Raw genomic sequence first — 23,021 nt, forward strand, 5'->3', positions numbered from 1 at the left:
ACCTTAAGTGCATCACGTTACACCTCATACAGGGGTAATCACTGCAAGCGCTCATGGTGTTTTATCTACGTGCTTTCCAATATACTGCTAGTCTGACCTACTACAACCCTCCCAAAAAGTGGCTGTTTGGTGGCGATACTGGCCGCGTACAACTTTAAAATCAGGCAATGAGCGTCTGCGGGCCGCTTTTCTGCAGATACTGCCACTCCGCAAGTTCGGCAGCTCCAGCGTCGGTAATAATAAGATCTATCTCCGGTATCTGAGCGTAAATAACCCGACTGGTGACGCCGATTTTACTGTGATCCGCAAGAATAATACGTGTTTTAGCGCACCTCACCATCGCACTGGCGATGGCCGCCTCATGATGGGCAAAACTGCTGGCGCCGTCGCGGGCGGTTACCCCGACCGGCGACAACAGGGCTACGTCGGCGCGGTAATGGTGGATTTCGCTGATGGTCCGATCGCCACTGGTGGCCTGTAGCGACGGGCCCATATGGCCCCCGAGCAGGATAACCTCATGCTTAAGGGACATCTCTCCGCCACTGAGTTTGAGAGCCACGTTGAGGCTATTGGTGATAATGATCATGCCAGGCATCGACAGCAGTTCGTCCGCCAGCAGAGTGGTGGTGCTGCCGGCGTCGATAAACAACGTCTGCCCCGGTATCAGCTGCTGCACTGCTGCCCTTGCGATATCGTGCTTCTCTTTCGCGCGTACAGTATTGCGCACTGATAGCGGTGGCTCGGCTTCCTGAGCGATGGAGGCGATCCCGCCATGCACCCGCCGCAGCGCGCCCATCGCTTCGAGCTTCAGCACATCCCGGCGCACCGTCTCGCGGGAGACACCGAGATGCTGGACAACTTGCTCGGTGCTGACCCGGTTGAGGGTGGAGAGCAGCGCACAGATACGGTGAAGGCGGGTCTCTTCTAACATGAATAAAGGTTCTCTATCGGCGCTTGCCGGTTAACAGGTTTAGGAGCAGCGCCATTATAGCGACAATCCCCATGATGCACGTAGAAAAAGCCGCCGCCTGGGAGGTGAAGCCCGCTTCGTCGAGGCGCATCACCGTTACCGCGCCGAGCGGCAGCGAGGGCGTGACGAGGAAAATCACCGCCGAGAGCGTCACCATTGAGCGCATAAACAGGAACATCGCCACCGAGATAATCGTCACCCGCATCGCCGGCAGGTAGACGTCGCGCATTATATGTACCACCCCGCCGCCGAGTACGTTGGTGGCATCCTCCATCGAACCGGGCACGTGGCGCATGCCCATCATCATGGTAGTGAAGCCCTGGGTGTGGTAGTGGTAGTAGTTACACAGCGCCACCAGTAACGCGGTGCCATAGAGCATACCCCAGGGCAGATCGGCACTGTTAAAGGTAAAGGCGTAGGCCAGCCCCAGTACCAGCCCGGGTACGCCCACCGGCAGCGCGCTGAGCAGTGTGGCGAAGTCTGCGGTTCGCCCTGGCTGGCGGCGAATGCCGAAGGTAAGCAGGAACAACAGCAACGTGCCGACAATGGCCGCCAGTGCCGAGATCCCAACAGAGGTCCACAGCGGCGTGTAGCCCCCCGCCAGGTCAATATTGTAGTGTTTGAGGGTCAGGTCCAGCCGGTAGGGCCAAAGCCGGATCAGACTGGCCATCACCACCGTGGCAATGGTGGCGACGATTGCCAGAGAAATCAGCATGTTCAGCAGCCAGAACAGAATATCGCGCCCGCGCTGCGGCGTCGGAACGTAGGGCTGAGCCGAAGCAGTGCCGATCATTTTCTGCCGCCTGGCCGCCGCCCGCTCAATCCAGATTGCCGCCGCCGCCGGCAGCAGCAGCAGAATGCCGACTACCGCTCCCATACCAAATTTCATCTGCCCACTGACCTGGCTGTAAATCTCAGTCGCCAGCACCGGGAAGTCGCCACCGATCACCACAGCGTTGCCGAAATCGGTAATGGTAATCGTGAACACCACGAACCCGGCACTGAGCAAACCAAAGCGCACGCCCGGTAGGGTGATATCGAGAAACTGTCGCCAGCCGCTGGCCCCCAGCACACCGGCCGCCTCATACTGACGAGCGTCGCTGTGGCGCAGAGCAGCCTGAATTATCAGCACAGCCTGCGGCAGGGCATATAACACGTCGGCAATCAGCAGGCCGTGAAAGCCGTAAATATCCAGCCTCACTCCCATAATATTACCGACGATACCGTTGCGTCCGAGCAGAAAAATAAGCCCCAGCCCCAGTACCAGAGAAGGCGCCAGCACTGGCAGCGTGGTAGCGAACGTGATAAAGCGCTTCGCAGGCATCACGGTAAACTGCAGGCCGTAAGCGACGATAAAACCCAGTAGCAGGGTAATAATCGTGGTTGCGATGCCCAGCAGCAGGCTGTTGCCGAGCGCCCGCCAGACGCCGGGAGCGTCAAACAGCGTCACGTAGTTATTAAGGCCGACGGCGCCGCTGCGGTCGTCCACCAGGCTGTGCCAGAGGATGCTGAGCATTGGTCCGCCGAAAAAGGCCAGCAGCGCCAGCAGCGGTAGGCAAAGGCAGAGGCGGGAGAGCCAGCGGTCAGCCGCTGATTGCGGAGGAAGAAGTGATCTGCTCATGCCTGCACCCATGCGCAGTCCTGCGCGTCAAAAGAGAGAGTAACCCGGTCGCCAGCCGCCAGCCCCACGGCGCTGCTGGTTTCGACCAGCAGCGGCTGAGATCGCCACAGCACCTGCACTCGCTGAATGCTACCGAGGAAGCTGGTGCTCACCACCATCCCTTCCGCATCCGGAGCCTGGCGAATGCCAATGCGCTCCGGGCGGATAAATAGCTCGGCATCCTCCGGCTGGCCGCCTGCGAGCAAGTCCGGCATCCAGTGTTGCACCACCGCCTGCGGCAGCAGGTTGCTGTGACCCATAAATTCGGCCACAAATCGTGTGTGCGGCGTGGTGTATAGCTCGCGCGGGCTTCCTTCCTGCATAATGCGACCTCCCTGCATGCAGACGATTTTATCCGCCATGCTCATCGCCTCCTCCTGATCGTGAGTTACCATCAAGGTCGGTATGCCGAGGTGCTGCTGTACCTCGCGCAGCTCCTGCCGGAGTCCAGCCCGCACCCGTGCGTCCAGCGCAGAGAGCGGTTCGTCGAGCAACAGCAGGGAGGGGCTGACCGCCAGCGCACGGGCGATCGCCACCCGCTGCTGCTGTCCCCCCGAAAGTTGGGCCGGGTAGCGATGACCGAAGCCAGCAAGCTTTACCGTTTCCAGCAGATCGCTGACCCGAGCCTCGATTTCAGCAGTCGGTGTGTTGCGTATTTTCAGGCCATAACCGATGTTTTGGGCAATGGTCATATGCGGAAACAGCGAATAGGATTGAAAGACTATGCCAAACCCGCGATCACGGGCCGGAACGTTGACCAGATCCCTGCCGTCGAGGCTGATTTTACCGCCGTCAGCTCCCAGCAGACCGGCGATAATGCGTAGCAGTGTTGTCTTGCCGCAGCCGCTGGGACCGAGCAGACAGACAAACTCCGCTTTATCGACTGACAGGTTGATGCGATCCAGGGCAACGTAGCCGTCAAAAGTTTTGTAGAGATTTTCGATTACCAAAGCCATAGCGTCCTCCTCCAGCTTAACGACCGATTGTCTTCTGCCAGGTGGCGAGAATGGTGTCGCGCTCTTTGGCGCTTTTGGCGAAGTCCACCGGATAGAGCACCTTAGAGAGGTCCGCCGGCAGGCCCGCAGCCTTTGCAGCCTGCGACTGCGGTACACCCGGAATGGTGACAATCTCCTTGTATTTGGTGTACCGGGTGGCAGCGTTAGCGGAGAGCGTCCAGTCGAGGAAGCGTTTAGCATCGGCCTTATTTTTCGATGCCTTCATCAGGCCGGAGGCTTCCAGCTCGTAGCCTGCACCGTCTTTCGGGATGACCATATCAACGGGATAGCCTTCTTCAATGGACTGCATCGCGGCAAAGGCCAACGAGACACCAATTGCGTACTCACCGGTGCGCGCGGCTTTGCAGGGACGGGAGCCAGACTTGGTGTACTGGGCGATATTGCCGTCCAGCGATTTCAGGAACGCCCAGCCCTTCTCATCGCCCTTCGACTGAAGCAAGGCCGCAATCTGCAGATAGCCAGTGCCGGAGGACACCGGGTTCGGCATCACCACCTCGCCTTTATAAACCGGATTAGTCAAATCCTGCCAGGTCTCCGGTACCGGTAAGTTCTTTGCCTTCAGGGCTTCGGTGTTAACGCAGAACGCCGCCATATAGCCAGTGGTGGCAAACCACTTATGGTCCGGTGCGCGGGAGGCGGCACCAAGCTTTTCGCTACCTTTTGCGGTGTAGGGTTCCAGTAAGCCCTCAATACGGGGGTCCATCACGTTGGTCAGCGCCCATCCCCAGATAACGTCATTCTGCGGATTTTTAGCCTCCGCGAGAATGCGCGGGCCCAGATCGCCCGTAGAGAAGCGTAGTACGTTGATGGTCAGATCCGGCATATCCTTTTTTGCACTCTCGACGTAGTCCTTAATCTCATCCTCTTCCAGCGAGGTATACACGGTAATGGTTCCCGCATGCGCCGCTCCGGAGAGCGTTGCGAGAGCACAGGTGGCCATCAGGCTGGTACGGCGAAATGAAAAGCGTTTCATTGAACTCTCCTTAATGCGGTTAAAAGTGGTGGTGCGCTGTGCCTTACGCCATGAATACGCTTTTTGTGTATTCACTTATCGATTGCGTTATTAGCAATGTGTAATTATGTGCACTTTCTGTGCCAGGAGAACATTTGTATGTGCATTTAATAAATAACAATTAAAAACAATAATATAAATAAAATATCACCAAGAGATTTTAACTTTGTTGGGTTTTTTGTGGATTTTATTGCACTTTTTTGGTGTTTTTATTTCACTAATTGAGTGCACAAAAATGTATTTGTGTATTATATTGCATTTTTGTGGGGGTCACGTGTAGGCTAAAACCTGTGAGCTTAACTAGCGAGTCAACCGAAACCGGGAGTTATCATGGCGACACGTTCTACCATCATGGATACCAACAGCTTTCGCGCAGAGCATGCGGATGCGCTGGATGCCCAGACGCGAAGGCTGACCGACAGACGCGGCCAACTGCTGGGCGAGTCCTACCGTCTGTTTTATCGTAATCCGGTGCATCTGGTGCGCGGTGAAGGGCAGTATCTCTGGGATGCGGCAGGAGAGAAGTATCTCGACGTCTATAACAACGTCGCCAGCATCGGCCACTGCCACCCGGCTGTGATTGCTGCCGTGCACGAGCAAATGAGCCAGCTCAACACCCACACCCGCTATCTGCACGAGCGCATCCTGGACTACACTGCCGACCTACTGACCACCGTGCCTGACGCCATCAATAAGGCGATGTATATGTGCACCGGCTCCGAAGCTAACGACCTGGCAATCCGCATTGCTAAAGCCTGGAGCGGCGGCTCAGGGATCATCGTCAGCCAGGAGGCCTATCATGGTACCAGCGAGCTGACCTCTGGCGCCTCCCCGGCGCTCGGCAGCGGTCAGCCGCTGGCACCCACCACCCGGCTGGTGCCGCCGCCGGATCGCTATCGGGTGGACGCCTCCGATCTCGGCATCTGGTGGGCGCAGGAGATCCAGAAGCAAATCGATGACATGGCCGTCCACGGCATCAAGTTTGCCGGACTTATGGTGGACTCGATTTTCTCCTCCGATGGTGTACTGCCTGGTCCGCAGGGCTTCCTGAAGCCGGCACTCGACGTGGTGCACGCCAACGGCGGGATCTTTATTGCTGACGAAGTGCAGCCGGGTTTTGCCCGCACCGGAGAGAGTTTCTGGGGCTTTGGCCGCCACGGCATTGTGCCGGACGTGGTGACACTTGGAAAACCGATGGGAAATGGCATCCCGGTCTCCGGGTTGCTGGCAAAAGCCGACGTACTGGCCGCCTTCAGTGACGATATTCCTTACTTCAACACCTTCGGCGGCAACCCTGTGTCGATGGCCGCCGCCCAGGCCGTGCTGCAGGTTATTCGCGAGGAGAAGTTGCAGGAGCACAGCCTCAGGGTCGGTGAGCTGTTACGTAACGAGCTGGCGCTGCTGGCAGATCGCCACCCGAACGTCGGCGACGTGCGCGGCGCCGGGCTGTTTACCGGCTTCGAGCTGGTAAGCAATCGTGAGAGCAAAACGCCGGACAAAGCGCTGGCGTTGGATGTTATCGAACGCTTACGCGCCGAGCGAGTGTTGACCTCCGTGGCCGGGCCCTATGGCAACGTGCTGAAGCTACGCCCGCCGATGGCGTTCCAGACAGAGGATATCGACTGGCTGGTAGGATCGCTTGATAAAGTACTGATGGCTTGCACGGCGAATAAACGGCAAAGCTGACGTTCTGGAGAAACACTGAGGCCAAAGCCACTCTGGGCGTGGCTGGAACATCTTCCTCCGCAGCTTAAACTGGTCGCTGTCCGGATTTTGCTGAATCAGATTGACTGTGAAACGGCCGGGAAAAAACTGGCAGAATTAATAGAGCAATTCGAGTTTGATATCACCGCAGCCGAACCGTCAGCGTATCTTTTTAAACCGGGCCATGCCTGACGGCTTACCCGGTACTTTATTATTTTGTAGGCTGACAGCCGATATATCTGACAAGACCCCAGAGGGGCAGCAGAGAAAGCATACACATCCCCGCCCCGGCTAAAGGTGTGTATGCGAGCTTATTATGGTGTACGAGTACACTTCCTATATTTTCCCCACAAAAAATACCCAGATTAAAAGCAGATATATTCAGGGCAGAGGCAAATCCGACAGCCCGCGGAGTGTAGCGTTCAGCCACTGACAACATGCCCTGCTGTACCGCAGGAGATAGCCCAAATGCCAGGGTTCCCCACAGGAAGAGTAACCCAATGACAGCCGCTTTCCACTGAAGAAAGAGGGCCAGAGCGATTAATGTCACTGTCAGCAAAACAATCTGTGTGCCCAGCGTTACGGACCAGCCCCGGGTCGATGAAAAATGACCGCCAGCCAGGTTACCTGTCAGTGTGGCTCCCCCGAAAACCATCAACAGTAAGCTTGCGACTTTCGAAGAAAATCCGCTGAGTGTCGTCAGAATGGGGATCACAAACGTAAATGCAGCAAAGCTGGCCCCGAACCCCAGCACAGTAATGCTCATCATGGTCAGGATTGCCGGATGTGAAAGCGCCTGCAACTGTTCCCTTACATTCCCGGATCCGCTATTTCTGATGCCGGGCAGCCAGAACATTGTTGCCAGTAATGCAAGCAGAGCCAGTAAACTCACCATGATTAATGGCACCCGCCAGCCCATTATCTGACCAATAAAGCTGCCGAGCGGTACCCCAATAACCATGGCCAGAGTCAGTCCGGCAAACATAACGGCTATGGCCTTACCTGCTTTCCCCGCAGGGGCTATCCTGGCGGCGACCGTTGCCCCGATGGCGAAAAAACTGCCATGCGCGACGGCGGTTATCAGTCGCCCGGTAAGAAAAAGAGGGTAACTGTCCGCCAGTGCCGAAAGCAGGCTTCCAGCCAGAAACATAATGATCAGGGCTGTCAGCACCCTTTTTGGCGGGAAACCAGCGATAGCCATCACCATTAACGGTGTACCGACAGCCAGAGCCAGCGCATACAAACCCACAAGGTTGCCGGCACGGGGTAGATCAATGGTCAGTGCTGACGCGATTTCAGGCAGAATACCTACCACAATAAATTCGGCCATACCAATAGCAAACGCTGTCACGGACAATGCCAGCAAACCGGGGTGAATACGCTGCATAGCCTTACACCCTGGCTGCAGCAGACGTTGCCGCGGCTCCTGACAGAGCGAGTTGCTGGTCAGCATCTACCGTAGCCCCGGCCACGCCAACAGCGCCAAGGATATTGCCCTGATCGTCCCGCAAAACAATCCCGCCGCCAAAACTGATTAAGCCTCCGTTAGTCGACTCCAGAGAATAAATTTTCCCTCCCGGACGGGCTTCCTGCCCCAGGGAGGCTGAATCAGAACCAAACAAGGCTGCGGTGCGAGCTTTTTTAATCGAAACATCAATTGCGCCGGCTACAGCACCGTCCATTCGCAGGAAGCTTCTCAGCAGGCCTGCATTGTCCACAATACTGATACATACAGCCTGGTGTTGCTCCTGAGCCAGTGAGGTAATTGTACGAATGGCATCACGTGAAATTTTCTCGAACATATAAAAAACACTCCGGTTGATGAAAGAGTGTTTTTATAGCGGACCGGGATTATATTGCCCAAGCAATACCAGCTATCAGCTGTTAAAGTTTGATAATGTCAAACATTTCCCGCATCACTCTGACAGCCAGTCGTCTGAGATAGTCAGGATGCAGGCGATGAGAAGGGCCTGCCATTCCCAGCGCGGCGACGACGTAACCATGCTGTCGCAGAGGGAGCGCGAGGCAGTTAAGTCCTTCCTCCGCCTCCTCTAAATCAAGAGCATACCCATATTTAGCGATACAGAGCAGCTCGCTATTGAGTTTGTCAGTAATAATCCCTTCTTTTCTGAGGGTTCTCGTCAGGTCATCATCAAAAGCGAGAAAGACACGTCCAATTGCTGAAGTGGTCAGTCCCTCCCGTGTCCCCCTGGGACTGGCGACACGCAGCGAACTTCCGCCTTCGATCGCGTCAATATAAAGATACTCACGTGTACCAGATGGCACAGCCAGCCAACAGGTTTCGCTACTGAGCACAGCAAGCCTGCGTAGTGCGGGAGTAAAGAGTTCCCGAAGTTGCTGGTCCATATCCGTGAGCGGCCGGGCAACATCCCGTAACCGCAGCCCCGCAATATAATACTGCCCACGGCGTGAAACGTATCCAAGCGAAGAAAGCGTGACGAGCAACCCATGTAATGTCGTTTTATTCAGAGAAAACTGTTCTGACAGTTCGGTCAGACGGAATCCTTCGTTACGGGTGACCAGTGTTTCAAGGAGCAGCATAGCCCTCTCTACGGACTGTATGTATTTACGCTGATTCAAGGCCTTATATCCTGAGCAGAATAATGATGAAAAGAGAGTAACAGGTCCGGAGCCATTCAGGCATATGCTGGATATAGATGAGACGACCGGTGCTTGTTTCTCAGATGGCATGACAGGGCAATTCAGCAACAGACATTATGGCGGAATCGATCCTCTTCCCTGAACACTTTGGTCTCCCTCAGAAGGGTAACCAAAGGCGCACCACTTAAGCTTAAAATCCTCCCCTCTACAAACTTCCGATTAATGGGGTTTTCGGATCTGAGGAGCTGGATATATCCGATTTACATAAAAGTTATAAATAAGCAAAAAAATACAAAATTTAGAATATATATGGTTATCAGAAATTCTCGTTGCTGTTTGATAATTTCCAGGCTAGTTCATTTAAAACCGTTTGCGAACGGTTTTAAATGAACATATTAATCCATGTGGCCGGATTTAAAAAAATGAACGCAAAATCATCACCTGAACGCGGCAGGGTAAATCGCGAAATCGCCCAGAAAAGCGGGTTCACTGAAATCAAACTGATCGCGCGCTCAGATCAGGATATCCAGCAGATTGAGAATATGCGGTACGAGCAGCTTCAACGATTCATCCAACAACAGCCAGAAAATGCACAGCTTGCCCCCCCGGTACGCAGGGCCGTACAGGAAGCTCTGGCGTTAAAAGGCTCCCCCCAGTATGTCACCACACATGGTGCCATGAGCCACATCATCACCACCATGATGGACCTTGGCATGACGGCGCAGGTGGTACCGGAAGTCCGGATCTACAGCGCCTGCTTCCCGACCAGCCTCAGCTATGTGCTGAAATCCTTCCCGGGCAAGGTGCATAACTACCTGTGCCGGCATGCAAACGCCTCTTCAGTGGTGTCCTGGACCGAGCGTCACCCGGACTGGGGCGATCGCATCATTACCAGCGTCCTTGACGGTACATTCGATTGCGTTCTGTACCAGATGCGCACTGCCGTCGAGGCCATGACGCTGAATCAGCCAGTCCTGACCATGCTGCGCCGTCTGAAAGACGATGCCCGCGGGTTTAATGCCGGTGCGCAGGAACAGGCACAGCAGATCCTCGACAAGGCTCCGGAGACGCTTATCCAGTCACCCCGCCAGTGGGATGCCGACTGCAATGCCCTGCGCGCGTTTATTCTGTATTTTCTGCTCGCTGATCTTGAAAAACGCTATGGCGATATGGCGTGTGGTGAACGCACCTTTGAAATCCCGTTCTACGAGTAGCAACGTGAACTCGCTGAAATGCCGGCGACCGGTGTAGTGTCGTTTAAGGATGATTCCGAACTGGCCAAAGAGTATGACTACGGGCTGCGCATTGGCTGGCGATACGATCAGTGGGAGCAGTTTTTCTACCAGGTTGCACTCGGGGCAGTTTATCTGCTGAACCCCCGCATCGCACCCGTGGGTACGCTGAAACCTCGGCTCTTGAACCGGGTATGGCCATCCGTTACGCAGAGGAAATGCTGGAGAAATACCTGCCGTATACCGGACGTACTCTAGTGGGCAGTCCGGTCGGAACGGGCAATATGTTTGATCGTGCCTACCGTGCTGCACGCAAACTTCCGGATAACCTTCTGCGCCAGATCCGCGAAGAGTTTGGCAGCTTCGGTACCTCACTGATCCGGTGCGGTTTACAGACATGACATCTGACTTCCTCACTCCGGATGAGGCCCGCCTGCTCAGCAGTGATTTCATTCACAGCTAAGACCTTTACCCTTTCTCACGATAAAAGCCCGAAGGTTTTTTTCGACCAGGAGTGATTGACATGCAAATCCTTGAATTAGAAGCATCCCTGTCAGATGGTGCGAAAAAGAAGATACAGGAAGGTAGCTGGCGGTTTATTGGTGCAACGGTGCAGGATACGACCACCGGTAAAATTGTCGCTAACCTGAAGACCGTTGAAAAGAAAGCGGATACCGGTTATACCCCCGCCTTATTTGTGGCGTTACAGAATGAAATATGTATTTCACAGCAGCTGATATCAGCACAGATCAGAGATGAATTCCGGAGTCTCCAGGGCTCAATTGCGGAGGGGATCAGTCAGATTGCGGAGAAAGTCGATTTCCAGACAGAGATCACCCTCGAGCAACTGATCGGGGAAATTAACCATTTCTTCCTTCAGTGTGACCACCTGAAAAGCGGGGGGAGTTAAAGAGGGCAGAAACGATACTTCATACTGGCGGGGTGCTGGCGGCCAGGCTGGCAGGTATGACCGATGTGCTGATCAGGGACTACCTTGGAAACGTCAGAGTGACGGTGTCCAGCGGTACGATCAGCTACAAGCAGTATCAGGCACTGGCCCCTGATAGCTATGAACGACGCAGGGACAAGGTCACAGATCTGACCTATCCGGACCTTATGACTACACAGGTGAAGAGGTTTATTCCTGCGCTGACAGAAATCATAAACCGCCTGAACATTATTTCAGTCTGCTTTTACCACGAACTGTACATGGGCTATCAGGATAGCCTGAGCGCACTTCGTGCACATTTAAAACAACTGCTCGATCAGCTCGTTAATGGCGTTCCGGTAAATAATGGGGCATTCGACGATTATGCTCAGCCTGTCTTTGGTAAGGACAACCAGGGGGGCTGGCTCCATGATAATGAAGCTGACAGACTGGCGGAACATTATGAAACGTTTTCCAGAAATAATCTGGGAGCGCGAAATTTTCACCCGACATTGCACAGGCCATCTGACTTGGATCTGATCCGCAGCGTCAGGGAGATACTTAACATGATCGACAGTATTGATAACCTTCTGCTCCGGGCTGAAGATCTGGAGAATGGTTCCCTCCTTGATACCGAATCTGTCGCGCTGCTACGTGAAAATACATTTCCACTCCGGCAGAACAGACTTTTGCTACCAGACTATAAATAAGATGCCGTTAAGACACCGCCTTCCAGCGCGACACCCGCGCCAGCAACCAGAGAACAGACAAAAGAGCCGCTTGAGCGGCTTTTTGTTTTCCGGATTAGCCAGAAATCGGATCTGCCCGGCGGAAATCCCGAAAAGGATATGATAATTAAACGATACTGATAAAATACACATATGATTGAAATCAAGGTTTAACTGACTGATTTTAATCGGCTTATACTGTTGTTTTCTCTCTTTGGGGCACCGTTGGTGCATTTTCTAGCAGGGACTGATTTAGTATGGCCACCTGTGAAGCGCTGGACTCCGGCATCCATGCACCATAAACCCTGTACACCATCAGTGCGTTTGCGTGCCCCATTTGCGATGCGATAAAAGTTGGATTTGCCCCAGCAGACAAGGACCAGCATGCGTATGTATGGCGCGACTGATATGCCTTCCGTGAACGTAAGCCAGCTCTTTTCATCGCTGAGGTCCAACTTGGCCCGAGAGAACCTACTGCATAATACCCATCAGGTTTGTTATGATGTCTTGTAGGTTGAGGAACAAAGATAAACGTGCAGGAATGATGGGTGCTTCTACCATATTCCCGTAGTTTAACTTCTATCCGGTGCTGCTTTCCTAGCCGCGTCAGTTCTGTCTGGTTTTTCAGTACTTCAATCGCTGGCTGGGTGAGATATATGACCCTGTCAGTACCGGCTTCTGTTTTGGGTAAAGTAAAGTTTCCCATGGTCGTGAGATTGCGCCTCACGATCATGGTTCTCGCCTTCAAATCAACATCTTCCCACGCCAAAGAAACTAACTCGCCGTGTCTAACGCCTGTATACACAGCCAGCGACCAAAGATTTTTAGTCTGCTGCTGGTGGCAAGCGTCTATTAACCGGGAAAACTCATCCCTGCTAAGCGGATCTGGCTTAGCTCTTGCCTTCTTCAGTACTCCAATGCTGGCGCAGGGGTTTTGCTCTGCATAGCCGTTCTCATGAGCAAACTGGAAAAAAGAAGATATGATTCCCATGTAATAGTTTACCGTTGGGGCCGAGCGCCCCTTTTTCACGGTCTTGCGGTTCGGTCGAGGGACACAATATCCCGTCAACAGTTCTTTCCTGATACCCAACAAATCTTCCTTTGTGATCGTCGAGATTAGTCTTTTACCACCAATATGAGGAAGCATTACTCTCACCACTGACTGATAACGGCTTAATGCGTTTGCACTGATTTCCATGCTTTTTAGCTCCAGCCATTTATCAGCGAGAGCTTGCACCGCGATATCCTTCTTCTCGATACCAAAGTTTTTAAGGTTTGGTGAATTCGGGAACTGCGCAGCATAGTCAAAGCTACCCATGCGGATAGCGAAACAGACAGAAGTACGCAGATCCCCGGCAACCTTGCGGTTTTTAGCGGTGTCAGGGACACCGAGGTTTTCCCTGACACGCTTGCCGTTATAAATGAACCATATGCGGCGTGATCCGCCGTGGTTCTCAACGCCCGTTGGGTATGATGCTTTACTCATTGTTCCCTCCCGACGTCCAGGAGCAGTATAAGCTTACCTGTTTCATGCTAGCCGATCACCAAATTGGTTGTTTTTGTGCTGCAATCCACGCATCAACCGCTTTGCGGTTATACATGCATTCGCTGGTGGGCTTTGGATCACCCTCAGGGGAAACGTGTTTATACTCCCTACCCAGCAGCCAGGATTTTTTGCGGGCGCGGGTAATTGTTCCGCGCTTCATCCCAGTCACTGCGATCAGCAGGTCCTCAGATACCCACTCGTTCGGCTCAAGTTGAATAATTGTCTGCATACCCACCTCACACCACTTCCAAGCCACGACAGTGGCACCACAATTCAAATTCTCTATTCATGTTGCTAACTCCGAAACAACCAGGCAATGACAAACGCAACACAGACGATGCAAAACGCTGTAGGCCAGTCCATCAATTCACCTCGACATCGATACGGGCGATAGTACAGTAACGCTCGATTGCCTCTTTTACCCAGCGCCTGTATGTCTCTGGATGGAAAACTTCGTCTTTGCCGCTACCGCTCCAAAATGCCTTTGAGCTAATGTCGGGAAGGGTGATATCCAGCATTTTGGAGGCTGCATCATCGTTGTAGTGTTCTTCTAAAACATTACGGAACGCTACAGCTACAACCTTCCCGCCAAATACTTCCATATGGGCATGTACTGGCGGCTCCTTACCATCTTCAAACTCAATGACTAAAGTTAATTCACTCATCGATTAGCCTCCCGGATCAGGTGGTTGTAGGCCCGCAGTGCGTGTTTTGTCTTGCCACTTAGCACTGTTTTCATTATGAAAAAACCGCTGCTATTGCTGGTCATTTCGTGAGTCAGGAGCAGGGCAACATCAATCGCCCGGTTGTGTCGGCGGAACTCGAACACCGTGCTGGTAACGGTAATGATTGAAACCGCCCCTTGATCGTTAAAATCAATCTTCACAGTGTCTATCCTCCCATCCGATAGCCTGAAAAATCCCCATCTTAGGGTGATACCAGCAGGTACCGCGGGGCTCAGCTTCTGCTATCATTTGGCGGAATGCTATCATTTGGCGGAATGCTCTCATGAACGGTTCAAGCTCCACGATAGCCCGGCGGGAGAGGAGTCCATCAGGTGTCATGAATTCGTGGGTATCCAGATCGCCAAGCGAATGGTATCCGCCGCCGGCGGTATGTCGATGTCCCGCCTGAAAGCCGTGGATAAATTCGAGGACGAGGACTGGGCGCGGTTCTTTAACGGCATGGAACGTATGGCTACCCGCAACATCTGGATCACCGATGCCACGGGATTGACTGTCGATCAGATACAGCAAACCGCGACGCGCTACCAGATAGCGCATCCGGAAATCGCGCTGGTGGTCATCGACTATCTGGCGCTTATCAAAATTCAGAGTGCTGCGCGTTACGATCTGGCCGTGGGTGAGGTATCCAAGGGGCTAAAAAAACCTGGCTAAAGCCAATAAAACCCCCGTGCTCGCGCTGAGCCAGCTTTCTCGTGGCGTGGAATCCCGACCTAACAAGCGGCCCATGAACTCGGATATGAAGAACTCCGGGGAGATTGAGGCAGACGCTGACCTGATCCTGATGTTGTACCGCGATGAGGTGTATGACCCGGAATCCACCGCAAAAGGTATCGCTGAAATCAACGTGACAAAACAACGCAACGGCGAACTGGGCACTATTTACCGCCGGTTTTATAACGGACATTTCCTGCCGATTGACCAGGAAGAAGCCCGCCAGCGTTCAGCGCCAAAACCAAAATCACAACCGCGTCGATATGCCAGAGGGGGCCAGGCAAAAAGTGCAGATTTTTAACATTACCCCAATGGGAAAACCCCGGCAAACCCGCGCAGATAAATGGAAGCAGCGGGAGGTAGTGCTTCGCTACCGGGCGTTGTGCGATGAGGTCTGCCTGAAGAAGGTCACCATGCTGGAGGCGGGAAGTCACATCACATTCATCCTGCCGATGCCGGCGAGCTGGAGTCAGAAGAAACGCGCAGTGATGAACGGTAAGGCTCATCAGCAAAAACCGGATGTCGATAACATGATTAAAGCACTGGTGGACGCTCTGTATGCCAATGATGCACATATCTGGGATTTGCGGGTAACAAAACTCTGGGGTGTAACCGGACAAATTTTAATTTCTGATAGCGACAGCGTGGGAGATAACAACAATGCGTGATATGCAAATGGTTCTCGATATGTGGGGCGCATGGGCGGAAAGCGACACATGCAATATTGATTATTCTTCCATTGCCGCCGGTTTTAAAGGATTACTTCCGCAAACCAGCAAAACTCGAATTATGTGCACCGACGACGACGGGCTGATTATCGAAGGCTGCATGGCGCGTCTGTTGAAAAAATGTCCGTATGATTACCAGCTGTTGGTTGGGCATGACATTCTCCGGTTCTCTAAACAGCAGATGGCGAAGCACAGGAAGAAAAGCGAGAAGCAGATACGCATAGAGATGCTACTTGCCGAAGGGTTTATCGAGGGATGCCTGTCGATGCTGGATGTTCGCCTGGAAATGGATGCCGTGGTGAGTATTCCAAATAGTCAAAAAAGTGCTAGTGCGGTCCGCATTTTTTAGTATAACGTGTTAGGAGTGGTCACTTCGACACACAGCCTAATCATCGAAACCCTGCTCCGGCGGGTTTTTTCTTTTCTGGGGGAAGCTATGCAACAACCATATTTTTTTAACCCAGGCATGACCACTCAACAGCTTGAAGACTGGCTTGGGCAACAGAAAATCCATCTTCCGCCTGGTGGCAGAAAAAGCCGCTCTTGAGGAACGGCTGAGTCAGATCTCTGCGGAGATTGGGCGAGTCACTACTGGTAGCTTTGAAGGAATTCTGAGTTTTCCCTGGGATCCCAGTCCTCTTGTGGAAAATCCTCAACAGGATAGTGGGCAGTCGGCAGATTGAGTGACGCTAGGAAAGCGGCAGCATCTTCTGACATATAACTGGGCTTTAGTTGACTGGCAATGATAAAGAGACTGTCGTTTAGCGAGAGCCTTCTAATCTCTTCAGGTTTCCACTTGGTCATTTCGAAGATAAGGTGATGAAGAGCCTTATCGTTATCAAGATAATAATAATCCGATGAAAAATGTTTCCTGTACTCATCGAGAATACATTCAAGAGTGAATATTTGTCCTATTCGATACCAAACCTGCCTGGTTCTGTAACTGTGTGAGTCTGCCAGTGATGTTTGGGGGAAGTCGTTATTTTGACAAACGCGGGATTTGATTACCTGTAAAAGTTCTGAGTACTTAGACATTATTGCTCCCGTTGATGTTGTGTTCTTTTGCGAATCAATTTTATCAAAGAGGAAAACATGCCGCTACACGCTGATAACATCAGGCTTGGCGGCAATGGTGAGCCGATATCTCCAACAGGCAGAGTGTTGAAACCTGAAGGACTGAATGTTAAATTTCTGGCGTGGTGAATCCCCCTAAGCGGAGGGGCGCTGCGGCGTTCTGGCTTTTTTGGTCCAGGGATAGCAAGCGGGGATCTGAGGCCGCATATGATCCACCGGGAGGCACCCGGCACCACACACAGCAGGTGTAGATTCAAATCTACCGAAGCATTAGTCCGGACGTGTAGGACTTTAAATAATGTCAACGGTGACGGCAGGGAAGTAGACCTGCAACCCGCCTTTACCTACCTGAACCATAAAAAGCTAAAGACTGTCCCGGCAATCAGAAGATCTAACTCAGGATTTATGTTCAGTTAAAAAAAGGACCACTTCGGGAAGCGGACCTCAAAAGCATCAATCAGATTTTAAGGGCACTGGGGTGAGTCTCAGGCTTCCCCAGTCCGTAAATCATAGCGATTTACTACAGCACTATAAATAATCGCGACACTCCAGCCTATGCAAACTAGTTAAGTCTTTTTATTTGCAGCGTGTTCAGACATAGAAATTGTTAGCTAACGCGAAGTTATGAATATGATTTGGTCGAAATCCCTTAGGTTTATAATTTTATTGGTTAGAAGATGTGTCTAACCTGTTTCTATTTCTGATGAGTGGCTATCAACGCCTATTGTTAAAAGTATTTTTATATTTTTTCCTGTCTCTTATATAAGAGACAAGAAAACCAATACCAATAAGAAGAAGAGCTATAGCTAAGGCTAGCATCAGTAAATTTGACATGTAATTTCTACCCCAAAGTACTTTCTTTCATTGATTGGGAAGAATTTATAGTTGTAGTGAGAAAAATCCTAACCCTTAAAACTTGTTAATTTTAACTAATTAATCTGAATTTATGGTTTATTGATTTTATTGATTTTTATGGTGTCTAATTCCGTAAATTACTTATTAATAAGTAAAATATGCTTGTCTGCATTCCTATTTTTTGCTTTGATTTATTTTTTTTTAATAAAATCAATGCTTTGATTTTGTGATCCTCAATTTTGGTGGCTTGATTTTTTTATCTCTTTATTTTCTGAAACTTAAACCCTCAATGCGCGGCCAGAACGTTAGTCACACAGTGCTTTGTCGTAAATCAATCTGGCGGCCTTTCTTCATACAGGGCTCACCTGCGACGGTTCATAACCCAATCGCAGGGCGCTTGCGCAGAGCCCGCCAATTTATTCACACAGCTTCCCGATCTTTCATCGAAGGCGGTAACTATGGCTAAACGTATGCAAGACAAAGAGAGCATTGCCGGGATGTCCTGGCTGGTTCTGCTGATCATTGCTTGCTGGGGTGGACTTGTCCGCTACCTGATAGATGTGAAGCAGAGCAAGGCAACATGGAGCTTGTTCAATGCTCTTGCCCAAATGGTGGTTTCAGGGTTTACCGACGTTATTGCTGGCCTGGTGAGCATTGAAAGCGGACTGAGCATTTACATGATACTGGCGACTTCCGGAATTAGCGGGGCAATGGGTTCTGTTGCTTTGACCTATTTCTGGGAGCGCATTACCGGAGTTAAGGCGCCATGACAGCAGATCAGATTATCGAGGGCATTCTCGGTAAAGAAGGGGGTTTCCATTGCTGTGCGATAACTGGATATAGATGTGCCTGCTGCTGCATTCTGATTTCCGTGGATGAGCACAAGTACCGGGAAATACTCCATGCCCAGTTCATCAGCCATCGCAACGGCCGCCTGAATCATTTTGGTGGCGGCGGTAAACGTGGCGGTTCCAGCCGAAATACCCGCAATATCTGTACCCGAACTTGCAGCGGTGGAGGCCAAAACGGCATGCCCTGTCAGCTCATGAATTTTATAGGCTATGCCGCTGGATGGTGACTCCTGGCCGGGACGGGTGCCCACGTTTTCTCGCGCAGGGGTGGCCGATCCCAGCAGGGATTCGTCCAGAGTATCGTATTTGAAATCGACCTTCGGGCCAGTTGAAAAACTGATCACTCCATAGTCTGCTTCTGAGGCGATAGTGACAGGAGCCTGGCTAATCGTCGATCCCCCTGCTTTAAGAGATTGCCCGGTGCCAATGTAATGAAGCAGGATATTCTTGCTTTCACGCACCCGGTATTTCCCGTTATACGTTGAGCGATTCGTCAGATAGTTGCCGCTAAGGTTGGACAGAAAACGAAGAAATTTAGCGAATGCAACAGGAGCAATATTTGAAACTCCGGAGTCGTTCGTGATCTGAGTTACATCGCTGCCATCTACCGCAATGATATTTCCATCAACTGAAGCAATCATGGGGTATTCAGAAGCATCGTTATCAGGCGTTTCATCGCCGACCCGCTCATCAGTACCATCCCTGCGCACTCTCCGGTAAATTCGGCCCTGTGGATCCATGTGTATTTCAGCATAATCACTGACGCTTTCATCATCAGCAAACCATGTGGTCACGCTGCTATGTGTCAGGTTTCCCATTGCGGAAATATTAAATATTTCTTCTCCAGTGGCGCGCATCTGGCAGACAAATCCTCCGCCCCCCATTTGCCCAAGTTCAATCCCTGAACCAATCATCAGTGCCGGAAACTGGCTCGTGCCATCGGCGTAACGGCGATAAACGGCGTTCCCTACACTATCAAGAATCAGCCCGGCAATGTCCGGATAAGCATCGGTTGTCTGCGCGGCACCGAAGGCCATAATCTTCGCCAGTTCGGTGGTAACTAAATCCCTCAACGCGTCAACATATCCCGCTGAAATCATCCTGCGCCCAGTAGCCTCTAACGTTCCACCCGTGTTCTTGTATTCAACAGCCAGATAAGCATCATCAGAACTGCGCACAAAAGTGGTGCTGCCATCCGGAATATTGAGGATATCGGCCTGGGCCGCCTCAGGCGTCATGTACTGCTTACTCAATGGCACGAGGTTCTGACGAATCTGGTCATTCTTCGCCATCATTCCGCGCCAGGTATCCAGATCAACGCCAGCGCGGTCCGGTTCGGTCGGCGCATCACCATCCACCAGCTTATCCAGGCGCTCGGCGTTATCGAGCAGCACTGCGGGAGACGTGCTCCCCAGCTCCGGGTTAAAGGCCATGTTTTTTGCTCCAAAAAAGGCGTTCGCGCAAACGAGGGTTTGAGCGAAAGACCGGAGCTTTTTACAATCAGCTATTTCAAGGAGTTAGAGAGTGCTGATTGGTTACGCTAGGGTATCGACCGGGGATCAAAACCTCGATTTACAGAAAAGTGCGCTGAACCGCGCAGAATGTGAGCTGGTTTTCGAGGATACGGCGAGCGGAAAGAACGCCAGGAGACCAGGATTAAAGCGTGCGCTGCGGCGACTCCGACCGGAGGACGTGCTGGTGGTCTGGAAACTGGATCGGCTCGGGCGCAGCGTGCGCGATCTGATAACGCTCGTGTCGGAGCTTCAGCAGCGCGGGGTAAATTTCCGGAGTCTGACTGACAGCATCGATACCAGTACGCCAGCAGGCCGCTTTTTCTTCCACGTAATGAGTGCTCTGGCGGAAATGGAAAGAGAGCTGATCGTCGAGCGTACCCGCGCCGGTTTAGCAGCGGCAAGGGAGCAGGGGCGCATCGGTGGCCGCCGCCGGATAATGACCACAGAAGTTGTGGATCGTTGCCGACGCATGCTTGAGAAAGGGGCTACACGCCAGCAGGTGTCCGACGTGATCGGCGTAGGGGTTAAGACGGTTTACAAATATTTTCCGGTAGGCGAGTGAGGTAGGGTGATAGTCCTGTTTGATAAAAAAATCCCCGGAGCAGGCACACTCAGGGGAAAAAACTTCATTACATTATTGCTGTGTGCGTCTTTGCGCAGAGTATATCTTCTGAGAAAATTTCAGATGTTTCCAGATATTTCTGGTCTGAACAGTTAAGTTAAAGTTCCGGTTGCATGGGTATGTTTTTACTTAAGGGGGGCCTGGAGAAGTTGAAGAGCCCTGAGTTGCAACGCACGTGATCAACGATATGAGGCAGGATGATGGTCCTGTTTGATAGCTGTGACATCAAAGGGGCATGGATGGGGCATTTTGAATTAGCAAAGTTCGCCAAAGTTCGTAAACAACGACAATCGATTGTTCTGTCCAACCGCTAAAAACGGCGCTCCTGGAAGATATTTGTCGATTTTTAGTTATTTAAATTCATAATAATACTATGTTTGATATTTAGCATTAAATATAGAATCACATCTAATATGATTTTTTAAGACCGAGTAAGAAATCATTCGAAGTATGATTTTATACTTAACAGGACATTATCAGACGGAGCGTACAGGATGGATAACGAAGTGACGTTTTCACTCAGCTATGAGTTGCTGACGCAAAAGGCAGAGGAAGAAATCAGGAAAAGCGACCTTCGCCTGGACGCCCGTACTAAGTCCAGGAGCTGAACAGGGCCTCAGACATTCTCCGGTTCTGGTTTATCCTCGCGATGAGCGGGTACCCGGGCGTGCCGGACATGGAGCGCATTGACGCTGACAGGCTGCACCTTGAGAGGCTGATCCATGCTCTCAGGGAGATCCGGGCGTGACGGAGAAAAAAAGCCGCCGCCCGTCACCGCTTCAGCGGCGGGTGCTGATTGTGCTGATCGCCCTCGATGCGAAACGTCCGGGACCGGTGGCGACGCGGGATATTGAGCGGGTGCTGGATCAGGGCGGCGACGCCCCGGTGTACGGGCCGAACCTGCGCGCCTCCTACCGGTGCATGGAAGCCGCGGGCTGGCTGCGCAACCTGCCCGCGACGGAGATCCGGGTTCTGCCCCTGGTCCCGCCTATCCAGGCAGATGAGGCTGACGACCAGCCGGTGGAGCTGGATAGTCGATGGCACCTGGCGTTGCGGGGTGACTACGTGATCCGTCTTGACGGAACCACCGGTCTGCAGCTGTGGAATGCGGCCGGGCAGCTGACACGCCTGGAAGGCGATCCCCTGCAGGTCGCCACCTGACAGCAAGCCTGTCACGATGCGGGGATAGCGGTCCGGGTGCAGATCAATGAGAGCGCCACGCCGGAGGAGGGCACGCGGAACGTTACCGCGCCGGCGGACCAGATCGGCACCTGGTACCGCCAGCTGGACACCGCGCTGCAGGCGGAGGGGATAACCGGCCTGAATGAGGAGATCAGGCAGGCCGTTACCACGCCTGCCGGGCCGCTCCGCGGCCTGCCGGCGCCGGCCGCCTGCTGCAGGTTCTGCGCGACAGTCCTGAGGCCTTCCCGCTCACGGCGGCCGGCTGTGAGGATGACACGCAGACCGCGCTGGCTGATCTGCTGGCCCGCGCAGGGTTTACCGCCGGCCAGGTCAAGGAGCTGCAGTGGCACCGCATCCGCTGGCCACAAATGAGTCAGGAAGAAGCTGACCGGCGCGAACTGAACAGCCTGCTGGACGAACTGGAGCAGCGCCAGCTGTACTGCAACCGCAAACAGCTAACGGAGATTGTGTTTTCGCCGGTCCGTAAACCCGGCGAGAGCTGGACTGAACGTCTGCAGTGGCTCCTGATGACGGACGGATTCGGGTTCTGGAGTCCGCTGTCCCGTGACGCGGCCGACCGGGCGCTGGCTATCCTGGCCGGCTACACGGGGCGGGAGGTGGCGGAGCATCTGGCCACGGTGATGGTGTGGGACGATGCCGGCTCGGGAAAGAGGGCGTGAGCCCGTTATCTTCAACAGGCCACGTAGCACGCGACCCAAAACCCCGGCTGACGATCTCCGGCCAGGGGCATGAGAGCAGGGACCGACCCCAACCACCACAAGGAACAAAAGCTGAACCATGAAAGTCACTGAAACCCGTCTGGCCACCCTGATCGATAATCTGAACACCCTGATTTGTGAAGACGATCTGCTCACCCGCCCGGAGCGTGAAACCCTGGTGCAGGCCGTTGCCGCCATCGGTGCCATGAAAGCACGCGTCAGCATGAAAAAAAGCGAAGCGCCGGCAGCCGCTAAACCTGAAAAGACAGAGAGAAAGGAGATTATCCCCGATCCACGCTTTCCTAATGCCCGTCAAGCCTTGGTGGCAGAAGAGGAAACATTATTACTGAAAAGGTTCCCGTATCTTAACATGAATTGCTTTAAAGTAAGATCATTCCAGCAGAGAAATCACTGGAGCCTTAATTATATCCAATACCCGGATCCGGGCATGTACCCTTCGAACATAAAACGGCTGCCACCTATTATTATTGTTTTAGACATCGAAGAGTACATTTTCTGCTCCGTGTGGATGAAAGATCGATAAGAGTAGTAAGATTTTTGTTTCATGACTGGCTCCCGCTCGATTAAAGCAAAGAACGGA

Annotated in this window: 27 protein-coding genes and 3 pseudogenes; 14 read left to right on the forward strand and 16 right to left on the reverse strand. The window is 52.7% G+C overall.

The genetic code is table 11. The features are described from left to right. Nucleotides 1-160 precede the first annotated feature (160 nt). The 4 genes from CW267_RS11940 to CW267_RS11955 are packed head-to-tail and all read right to left on the reverse strand — an operon-like array spanning nucleotide 161 to nucleotide 4,619. On the reverse strand, nucleotides 161-931 hold the full coding sequence (locus CW267_RS11940; RefSeq protein ID WP_100781544.1) for a DeoR/GlpR family DNA-binding transcription regulator: 771 nt from the start codon (nucleotides 929-931) through the stop codon (nucleotides 161-163). A 13-nt stretch (nucleotides 932-944) separates the two neighbouring features. Beyond that, nucleotides 945-2,591, reverse strand: coding sequence for an ABC transporter permease subunit (locus tag CW267_RS11945; RefSeq protein ID WP_100781576.1), 1,647 nt, complete (start codon nucleotides 2,589-2,591; stop codon nucleotides 945-947). Further along, entirely contained in the window at nucleotides 2,588-3,586 is a 999-nt protein-coding gene (locus CW267_RS11950; RefSeq protein WP_040225637.1) for an ABC transporter ATP-binding protein, read from the reverse strand. Before CW267_RS11950 ends, CW267_RS11945 begins: the two co-directional genes overlap by 4 nt. 16 nt (nucleotides 3,587-3,602) lie before the next feature. Continuing rightward, entirely contained in the window at nucleotides 3,603-4,619 is a 1,017-nt protein-coding gene (locus CW267_RS11955; protein ID WP_100781545.1) for an ABC transporter substrate-binding protein, read from the reverse strand. Between the two features lie 369 nt (nucleotides 4,620-4,988). Here CW267_RS11955 and CW267_RS11960 point away from each other — a divergent pair, with 369 nt between their 5' ends. Then, nucleotides 4,989-6,344: an aspartate aminotransferase family protein gene (locus CW267_RS11960; RefSeq protein WP_047718090.1), complete on the forward strand. Its 1,356-nt coding sequence runs from the start codon at nucleotides 4,989-4,991 to the stop codon at nucleotides 6,342-6,344. A gap of 229 nt (nucleotides 6,345-6,573) precedes the next feature. Here CW267_RS11960 and CW267_RS11970 read toward each other — a convergent pair whose 3' ends face one another. The 3 genes from CW267_RS11970 to CW267_RS11980 all read right to left on the reverse strand — a co-directional run bounded on the left by CW267_RS11970 (nucleotide 6,574) and on the right by CW267_RS11980 (nucleotide 8,963). Then, nucleotides 6,574-7,749 carry an MFS transporter gene (locus tag CW267_RS11970; protein ID WP_100781547.1) on the reverse strand — a complete coding sequence of 392 codons (1,176 nt, stop codon included), beginning with the start codon at nucleotides 7,747-7,749 and terminating at the stop codon, nucleotides 6,574-6,576. Between the two features lie 4 nt (nucleotides 7,750-7,753). Beyond that, nucleotides 7,754-8,164: a GlcG/HbpS family heme-binding protein gene (locus CW267_RS11975; protein ID WP_100781548.1), complete on the reverse strand. Its 411-nt coding sequence runs from the start codon at nucleotides 8,162-8,164 to the stop codon at nucleotides 7,754-7,756. A gap of 82 nt (nucleotides 8,165-8,246) precedes the next feature. Beyond that, complete coding sequence (locus CW267_RS11980) at nucleotides 8,247-8,963, reverse strand: IclR family transcriptional regulator (protein WP_263009823.1); 717 nt, start codon at nucleotides 8,961-8,963, stop codon at nucleotides 8,247-8,249. A 698-nt stretch (nucleotides 8,964-9,661) separates the two neighbouring features. Between CW267_RS11980 and CW267_RS30025 the strand changes: the two genes are divergently transcribed. From CW267_RS30025 to CW267_RS12000, 4 genes are all read left to right on the forward strand, one after another. Then, nucleotides 9,662-10,198 (forward strand): hypothetical protein, encoded by a 537-nt coding sequence (locus CW267_RS30025; RefSeq protein ID WP_133124645.1) that lies wholly within the window; start codon nucleotides 9,662-9,664, stop codon nucleotides 10,196-10,198. A 212-nt stretch (nucleotides 10,199-10,410) separates the two neighbouring features. Beyond that, entirely contained in the window at nucleotides 10,411-10,617 is a 207-nt protein-coding gene (locus CW267_RS11990; RefSeq protein WP_100781550.1) for a hypothetical protein, read from the forward strand. A 122-nt stretch (nucleotides 10,618-10,739) separates the two neighbouring features. Then, nucleotides 10,740-11,126 carry a hypothetical protein gene (locus tag CW267_RS11995; protein WP_100781551.1) on the forward strand — a complete coding sequence of 129 codons (387 nt, stop codon included), beginning with the start codon at nucleotides 10,740-10,742 and terminating at the stop codon, nucleotides 11,124-11,126. Nucleotides 11,127-11,182: 56 nt separating this feature from the next. Further along, nucleotides 11,183-11,854, forward strand: coding sequence for a hypothetical protein (locus CW267_RS12000; RefSeq protein ID WP_100781552.1), 672 nt, complete (start codon nucleotides 11,183-11,185; stop codon nucleotides 11,852-11,854). A 211-nt stretch (nucleotides 11,855-12,065) separates the two neighbouring features. Here the strand turns inward: CW267_RS12000 and CW267_RS12005 are convergent, their stop codons facing one another. The 5 genes and pseudogenes from CW267_RS12005 to CW267_RS12025 all read right to left on the reverse strand — a co-directional run. Continuing rightward, nucleotides 12,066-13,358, reverse strand: coding sequence for a tyrosine-type recombinase/integrase (locus tag CW267_RS12005; RefSeq protein ID WP_100781553.1), 1,293 nt, complete (start codon nucleotides 13,356-13,358; stop codon nucleotides 12,066-12,068). Nucleotides 13,359-13,413: 55 nt separating this feature from the next. Then, nucleotides 13,414-13,647 carry an excisionase family protein gene (locus CW267_RS12010; protein ID WP_032451986.1) on the reverse strand — a complete coding sequence of 78 codons (234 nt, stop codon included), beginning with the start codon at nucleotides 13,645-13,647 and terminating at the stop codon, nucleotides 13,414-13,416. A gap of 133 nt (nucleotides 13,648-13,780) precedes the next feature. Continuing rightward, nucleotides 13,781-14,083, reverse strand: coding sequence for a hypothetical protein (locus CW267_RS31265; protein WP_227521842.1), 303 nt, complete (start codon nucleotides 14,081-14,083; stop codon nucleotides 13,781-13,783). Continuing rightward, a complete protein-coding gene (locus CW267_RS12020; protein ID WP_100781554.1) occupies nucleotides 14,080-14,304 on the reverse strand; it encodes a hypothetical protein in 225 nt (74 codons plus the stop codon). Before CW267_RS12020 ends, CW267_RS31265 begins: the two co-directional genes overlap by 4 nt. Then, nucleotides 14,294-14,497, reverse strand: a pseudogene (locus CW267_RS12025) (hypothetical protein); the annotation flags it as partial. The pseudogene CW267_RS12025 and the gene CW267_RS12020, both read right to left, overlap by 11 nt. Here CW267_RS12025 and CW267_RS12030 point away from each other — a divergent pair. The 4 genes and pseudogenes from CW267_RS12030 to CW267_RS31270 form a co-directional block, all read left to right on the forward strand. After that, nucleotides 14,483-15,176: pseudogene (locus CW267_RS12030) on the forward strand (DnaB-like helicase C-terminal domain-containing protein); the annotation flags it as partial. The pseudogenes CW267_RS12025 and CW267_RS12030 overlap by 15 nt on opposite strands. Continuing rightward, nucleotides 15,163-15,543: a RusA family crossover junction endodeoxyribonuclease gene (locus tag CW267_RS12035; RefSeq protein ID WP_100781555.1), complete on the forward strand. Its 381-nt coding sequence runs from the start codon at nucleotides 15,163-15,165 to the stop codon at nucleotides 15,541-15,543. The pseudogene CW267_RS12030 and the gene CW267_RS12035, both read left to right, overlap by 14 nt. Beyond that, nucleotides 15,536-15,952, forward strand: coding sequence for an antiterminator Q family protein (locus CW267_RS12040; protein ID WP_100781556.1), 417 nt, complete (start codon nucleotides 15,536-15,538; stop codon nucleotides 15,950-15,952). The genes CW267_RS12035 and CW267_RS12040 overlap by 8 nt, the downstream gene beginning before the upstream one ends. Nucleotides 15,953-16,039: 87 nt before the next feature. Beyond that, nucleotides 16,040-16,286 (forward strand): annotated as a pseudogene (locus tag CW267_RS31270) (hypothetical protein). On the opposite strand, the gene CW267_RS12050 reads toward CW267_RS31270, so the two are convergent. Further along, on the reverse strand, nucleotides 16,192-16,638 hold the full coding sequence (locus CW267_RS12050; RefSeq protein WP_100781557.1) for a hypothetical protein: 447 nt from the start codon (nucleotides 16,636-16,638) through the stop codon (nucleotides 16,192-16,194). The pseudogene CW267_RS31270 and the gene CW267_RS12050 sit on opposite strands and share 95 nt — an antisense overlap. A gap of 753 nt (nucleotides 16,639-17,391) precedes the next feature. Beyond that, nucleotides 17,392-17,511 (reverse strand): small membrane protein, encoded by a 120-nt coding sequence (locus CW267_RS30505; protein WP_165787436.1) that lies wholly within the window; start codon nucleotides 17,509-17,511, stop codon nucleotides 17,392-17,394. A gap of 491 nt (nucleotides 17,512-18,002) precedes the next feature. Between CW267_RS30505 and CW267_RS12055 the strand changes: the two genes are divergently transcribed. Beyond that, the gene (locus CW267_RS12055; protein ID WP_133124649.1) at nucleotides 18,003-18,302 is read left to right on the forward strand and encodes a phage holin family protein; all 300 of its coding nucleotides are present in this window, start codon (nucleotides 18,003-18,005) and stop codon (nucleotides 18,300-18,302) included. On the opposite strand, the gene CW267_RS31275 is transcribed toward CW267_RS12055, so the two are convergent. Next, nucleotides 18,263-19,816 carry a hypothetical protein gene (locus tag CW267_RS31275; protein WP_227521843.1) on the reverse strand — a complete coding sequence of 518 codons (1,554 nt, stop codon included), beginning with the start codon at nucleotides 19,814-19,816 and terminating at the stop codon, nucleotides 18,263-18,265. The genes CW267_RS12055 and CW267_RS31275 overlap by 40 nt on opposite strands. A 91-nt stretch (nucleotides 19,817-19,907) precedes the next feature. Between CW267_RS31275 and CW267_RS12065 the strand changes: the two genes are divergently transcribed. Next, nucleotides 19,908-20,459, forward strand: a complete 552-nt coding sequence (locus CW267_RS12065) for a recombinase family protein (RefSeq protein WP_100781559.1) — start codon at nucleotides 19,908-19,910, stop codon at nucleotides 20,457-20,459. An 804-nt stretch (nucleotides 20,460-21,263) separates the two neighbouring features. Continuing rightward, complete coding sequence (locus CW267_RS31585) at nucleotides 21,264-21,680, forward strand: hypothetical protein (RefSeq protein WP_319826670.1); 417 nt, start codon at nucleotides 21,264-21,266, stop codon at nucleotides 21,678-21,680. Between the two features lie 11 nt (nucleotides 21,681-21,691). Here the strand turns inward: CW267_RS31585 and CW267_RS31590 are convergent, their stop codons facing one another. Next, nucleotides 21,692-22,051, reverse strand: coding sequence for a hypothetical protein (locus CW267_RS31590; protein WP_319826671.1), 360 nt, complete (start codon nucleotides 22,049-22,051; stop codon nucleotides 21,692-21,694). Nucleotides 22,052-22,069: 18 nt separating this feature from the next. Here CW267_RS31590 and CW267_RS31280 point away from each other — a divergent pair, with 18 nt between their 5' ends. Both CW267_RS31280 and CW267_RS31285 read left to right on the forward strand, forming a co-directional pair. Further along, nucleotides 22,070-22,381 (forward strand): hypothetical protein, encoded by a 312-nt coding sequence (locus CW267_RS31280; protein ID WP_227521850.1) that lies wholly within the window; start codon nucleotides 22,070-22,072, stop codon nucleotides 22,379-22,381. Nucleotides 22,382-22,499: 118 nt separating this feature from the next. Continuing rightward, the gene (locus CW267_RS31285; protein ID WP_227521844.1) at nucleotides 22,500-22,964 is read left to right on the forward strand and encodes a hypothetical protein; all 465 of its coding nucleotides are present in this window, start codon (nucleotides 22,500-22,502) and stop codon (nucleotides 22,962-22,964) included. Nucleotides 22,965-23,021: the final 57 nt, after the last annotated feature.

It is taken from the genome of Klebsiella sp. X1-16S-Nf21 (assembly GCF_002837615.1).
In the GTDB taxonomy this organism is placed as follows: Bacteria; Pseudomonadota; Gammaproteobacteria; order Enterobacterales; family Enterobacteriaceae; genus Klebsiella; species Klebsiella variicola.

Bases quoted from the DNA above. Each gene is read 5' to 3' on its own strand.
- CW267_RS11940 (WP_100781544.1), bottom strand. From the start codon at position 931: ATGTTAGAAGAGACCCGCCTTCACCGTATCTGTGCGCTGCTCTCCACC.
- CW267_RS11945 (WP_100781576.1), bottom strand. From the start codon at position 2,591: ATGAGCAGATCACTTCTTCCTCCGCAATCAGCGGCTGACCGCTGGCTC.
- CW267_RS11950 (WP_040225637.1), bottom strand. From the start codon at position 3,586: ATGGCTTTGGTAATCGAAAATCTCTACAAAACTTTTGACGGCTACGTT.
- CW267_RS11955 (WP_100781545.1), bottom strand. From the start codon at position 4,619: ATGAAACGCTTTTCATTTCGCCGTACCAGCCTGATGGCCACCTGTGCT.
- CW267_RS11960 (WP_047718090.1), top strand. From the start codon at position 4,989: ATGGCGACACGTTCTACCATCATGGATACCAACAGCTTTCGCGCAGAG.
- CW267_RS11970 (WP_100781547.1), bottom strand. From the start codon at position 7,749: ATGCAGCGTATTCACCCCGGTTTGCTGGCATTGTCCGTGACAGCGTTT.
- CW267_RS11975 (WP_100781548.1), bottom strand. From the start codon at position 8,164: ATGTTCGAGAAAATTTCACGTGATGCCATTCGTACAATTACCTCACTG.
- CW267_RS30025 (WP_133124645.1), top strand. From the start codon at position 9,662: ATGAGCCACATCATCACCACCATGATGGACCTTGGCATGACGGCGCAG.
- CW267_RS11990 (WP_100781550.1), top strand. From the start codon at position 10,411: ATGGCCATCCGTTACGCAGAGGAAATGCTGGAGAAATACCTGCCGTAT.
- CW267_RS11995 (WP_100781551.1), top strand. From the start codon at position 10,740: ATGCAAATCCTTGAATTAGAAGCATCCCTGTCAGATGGTGCGAAAAAG.
- CW267_RS12000 (WP_100781552.1), top strand. From the start codon at position 11,183: ATGACCGATGTGCTGATCAGGGACTACCTTGGAAACGTCAGAGTGACG.
- CW267_RS12005 (WP_100781553.1), bottom strand. From the start codon at position 13,358: ATGAGTAAAGCATCATACCCAACGGGCGTTGAGAACCACGGCGGATCA.
- CW267_RS12010 (WP_032451986.1), bottom strand. From the start codon at position 13,647: ATGCAGACAATTATTCAACTTGAGCCGAACGAGTGGGTATCTGAGGAC.
- CW267_RS31265 (WP_227521842.1), bottom strand. From the start codon at position 14,083: ATGAGTGAATTAACTTTAGTCATTGAGTTTGAAGATGGTAAGGAGCCG.
- CW267_RS12040 (WP_100781556.1), top strand. From the start codon at position 15,536: ATGCGTGATATGCAAATGGTTCTCGATATGTGGGGCGCATGGGCGGAA.
- CW267_RS12050 (WP_100781557.1), bottom strand. From the start codon at position 16,638: ATGTCTAAGTACTCAGAACTTTTACAGGTAATCAAATCCCGCGTTTGT.
- CW267_RS30505 (WP_165787436.1), bottom strand. From the start codon at position 17,511: ATGTCAAATTTACTGATGCTAGCCTTAGCTATAGCTCTTCTTCTTATT.
- CW267_RS12055 (WP_133124649.1), top strand. From the start codon at position 18,003: ATGCAAGACAAAGAGAGCATTGCCGGGATGTCCTGGCTGGTTCTGCTG.
- CW267_RS31275 (WP_227521843.1), bottom strand. From the start codon at position 19,816: ATGGCCTTTAACCCGGAGCTGGGGAGCACGTCTCCCGCAGTGCTGCTC.
- CW267_RS31280 (WP_227521850.1), top strand. From the start codon at position 22,070: ATGAGTCAGGAAGAAGCTGACCGGCGCGAACTGAACAGCCTGCTGGAC.
- CW267_RS31285 (WP_227521844.1), top strand. From the start codon at position 22,500: ATGAAAGTCACTGAAACCCGTCTGGCCACCCTGATCGATAATCTGAAC.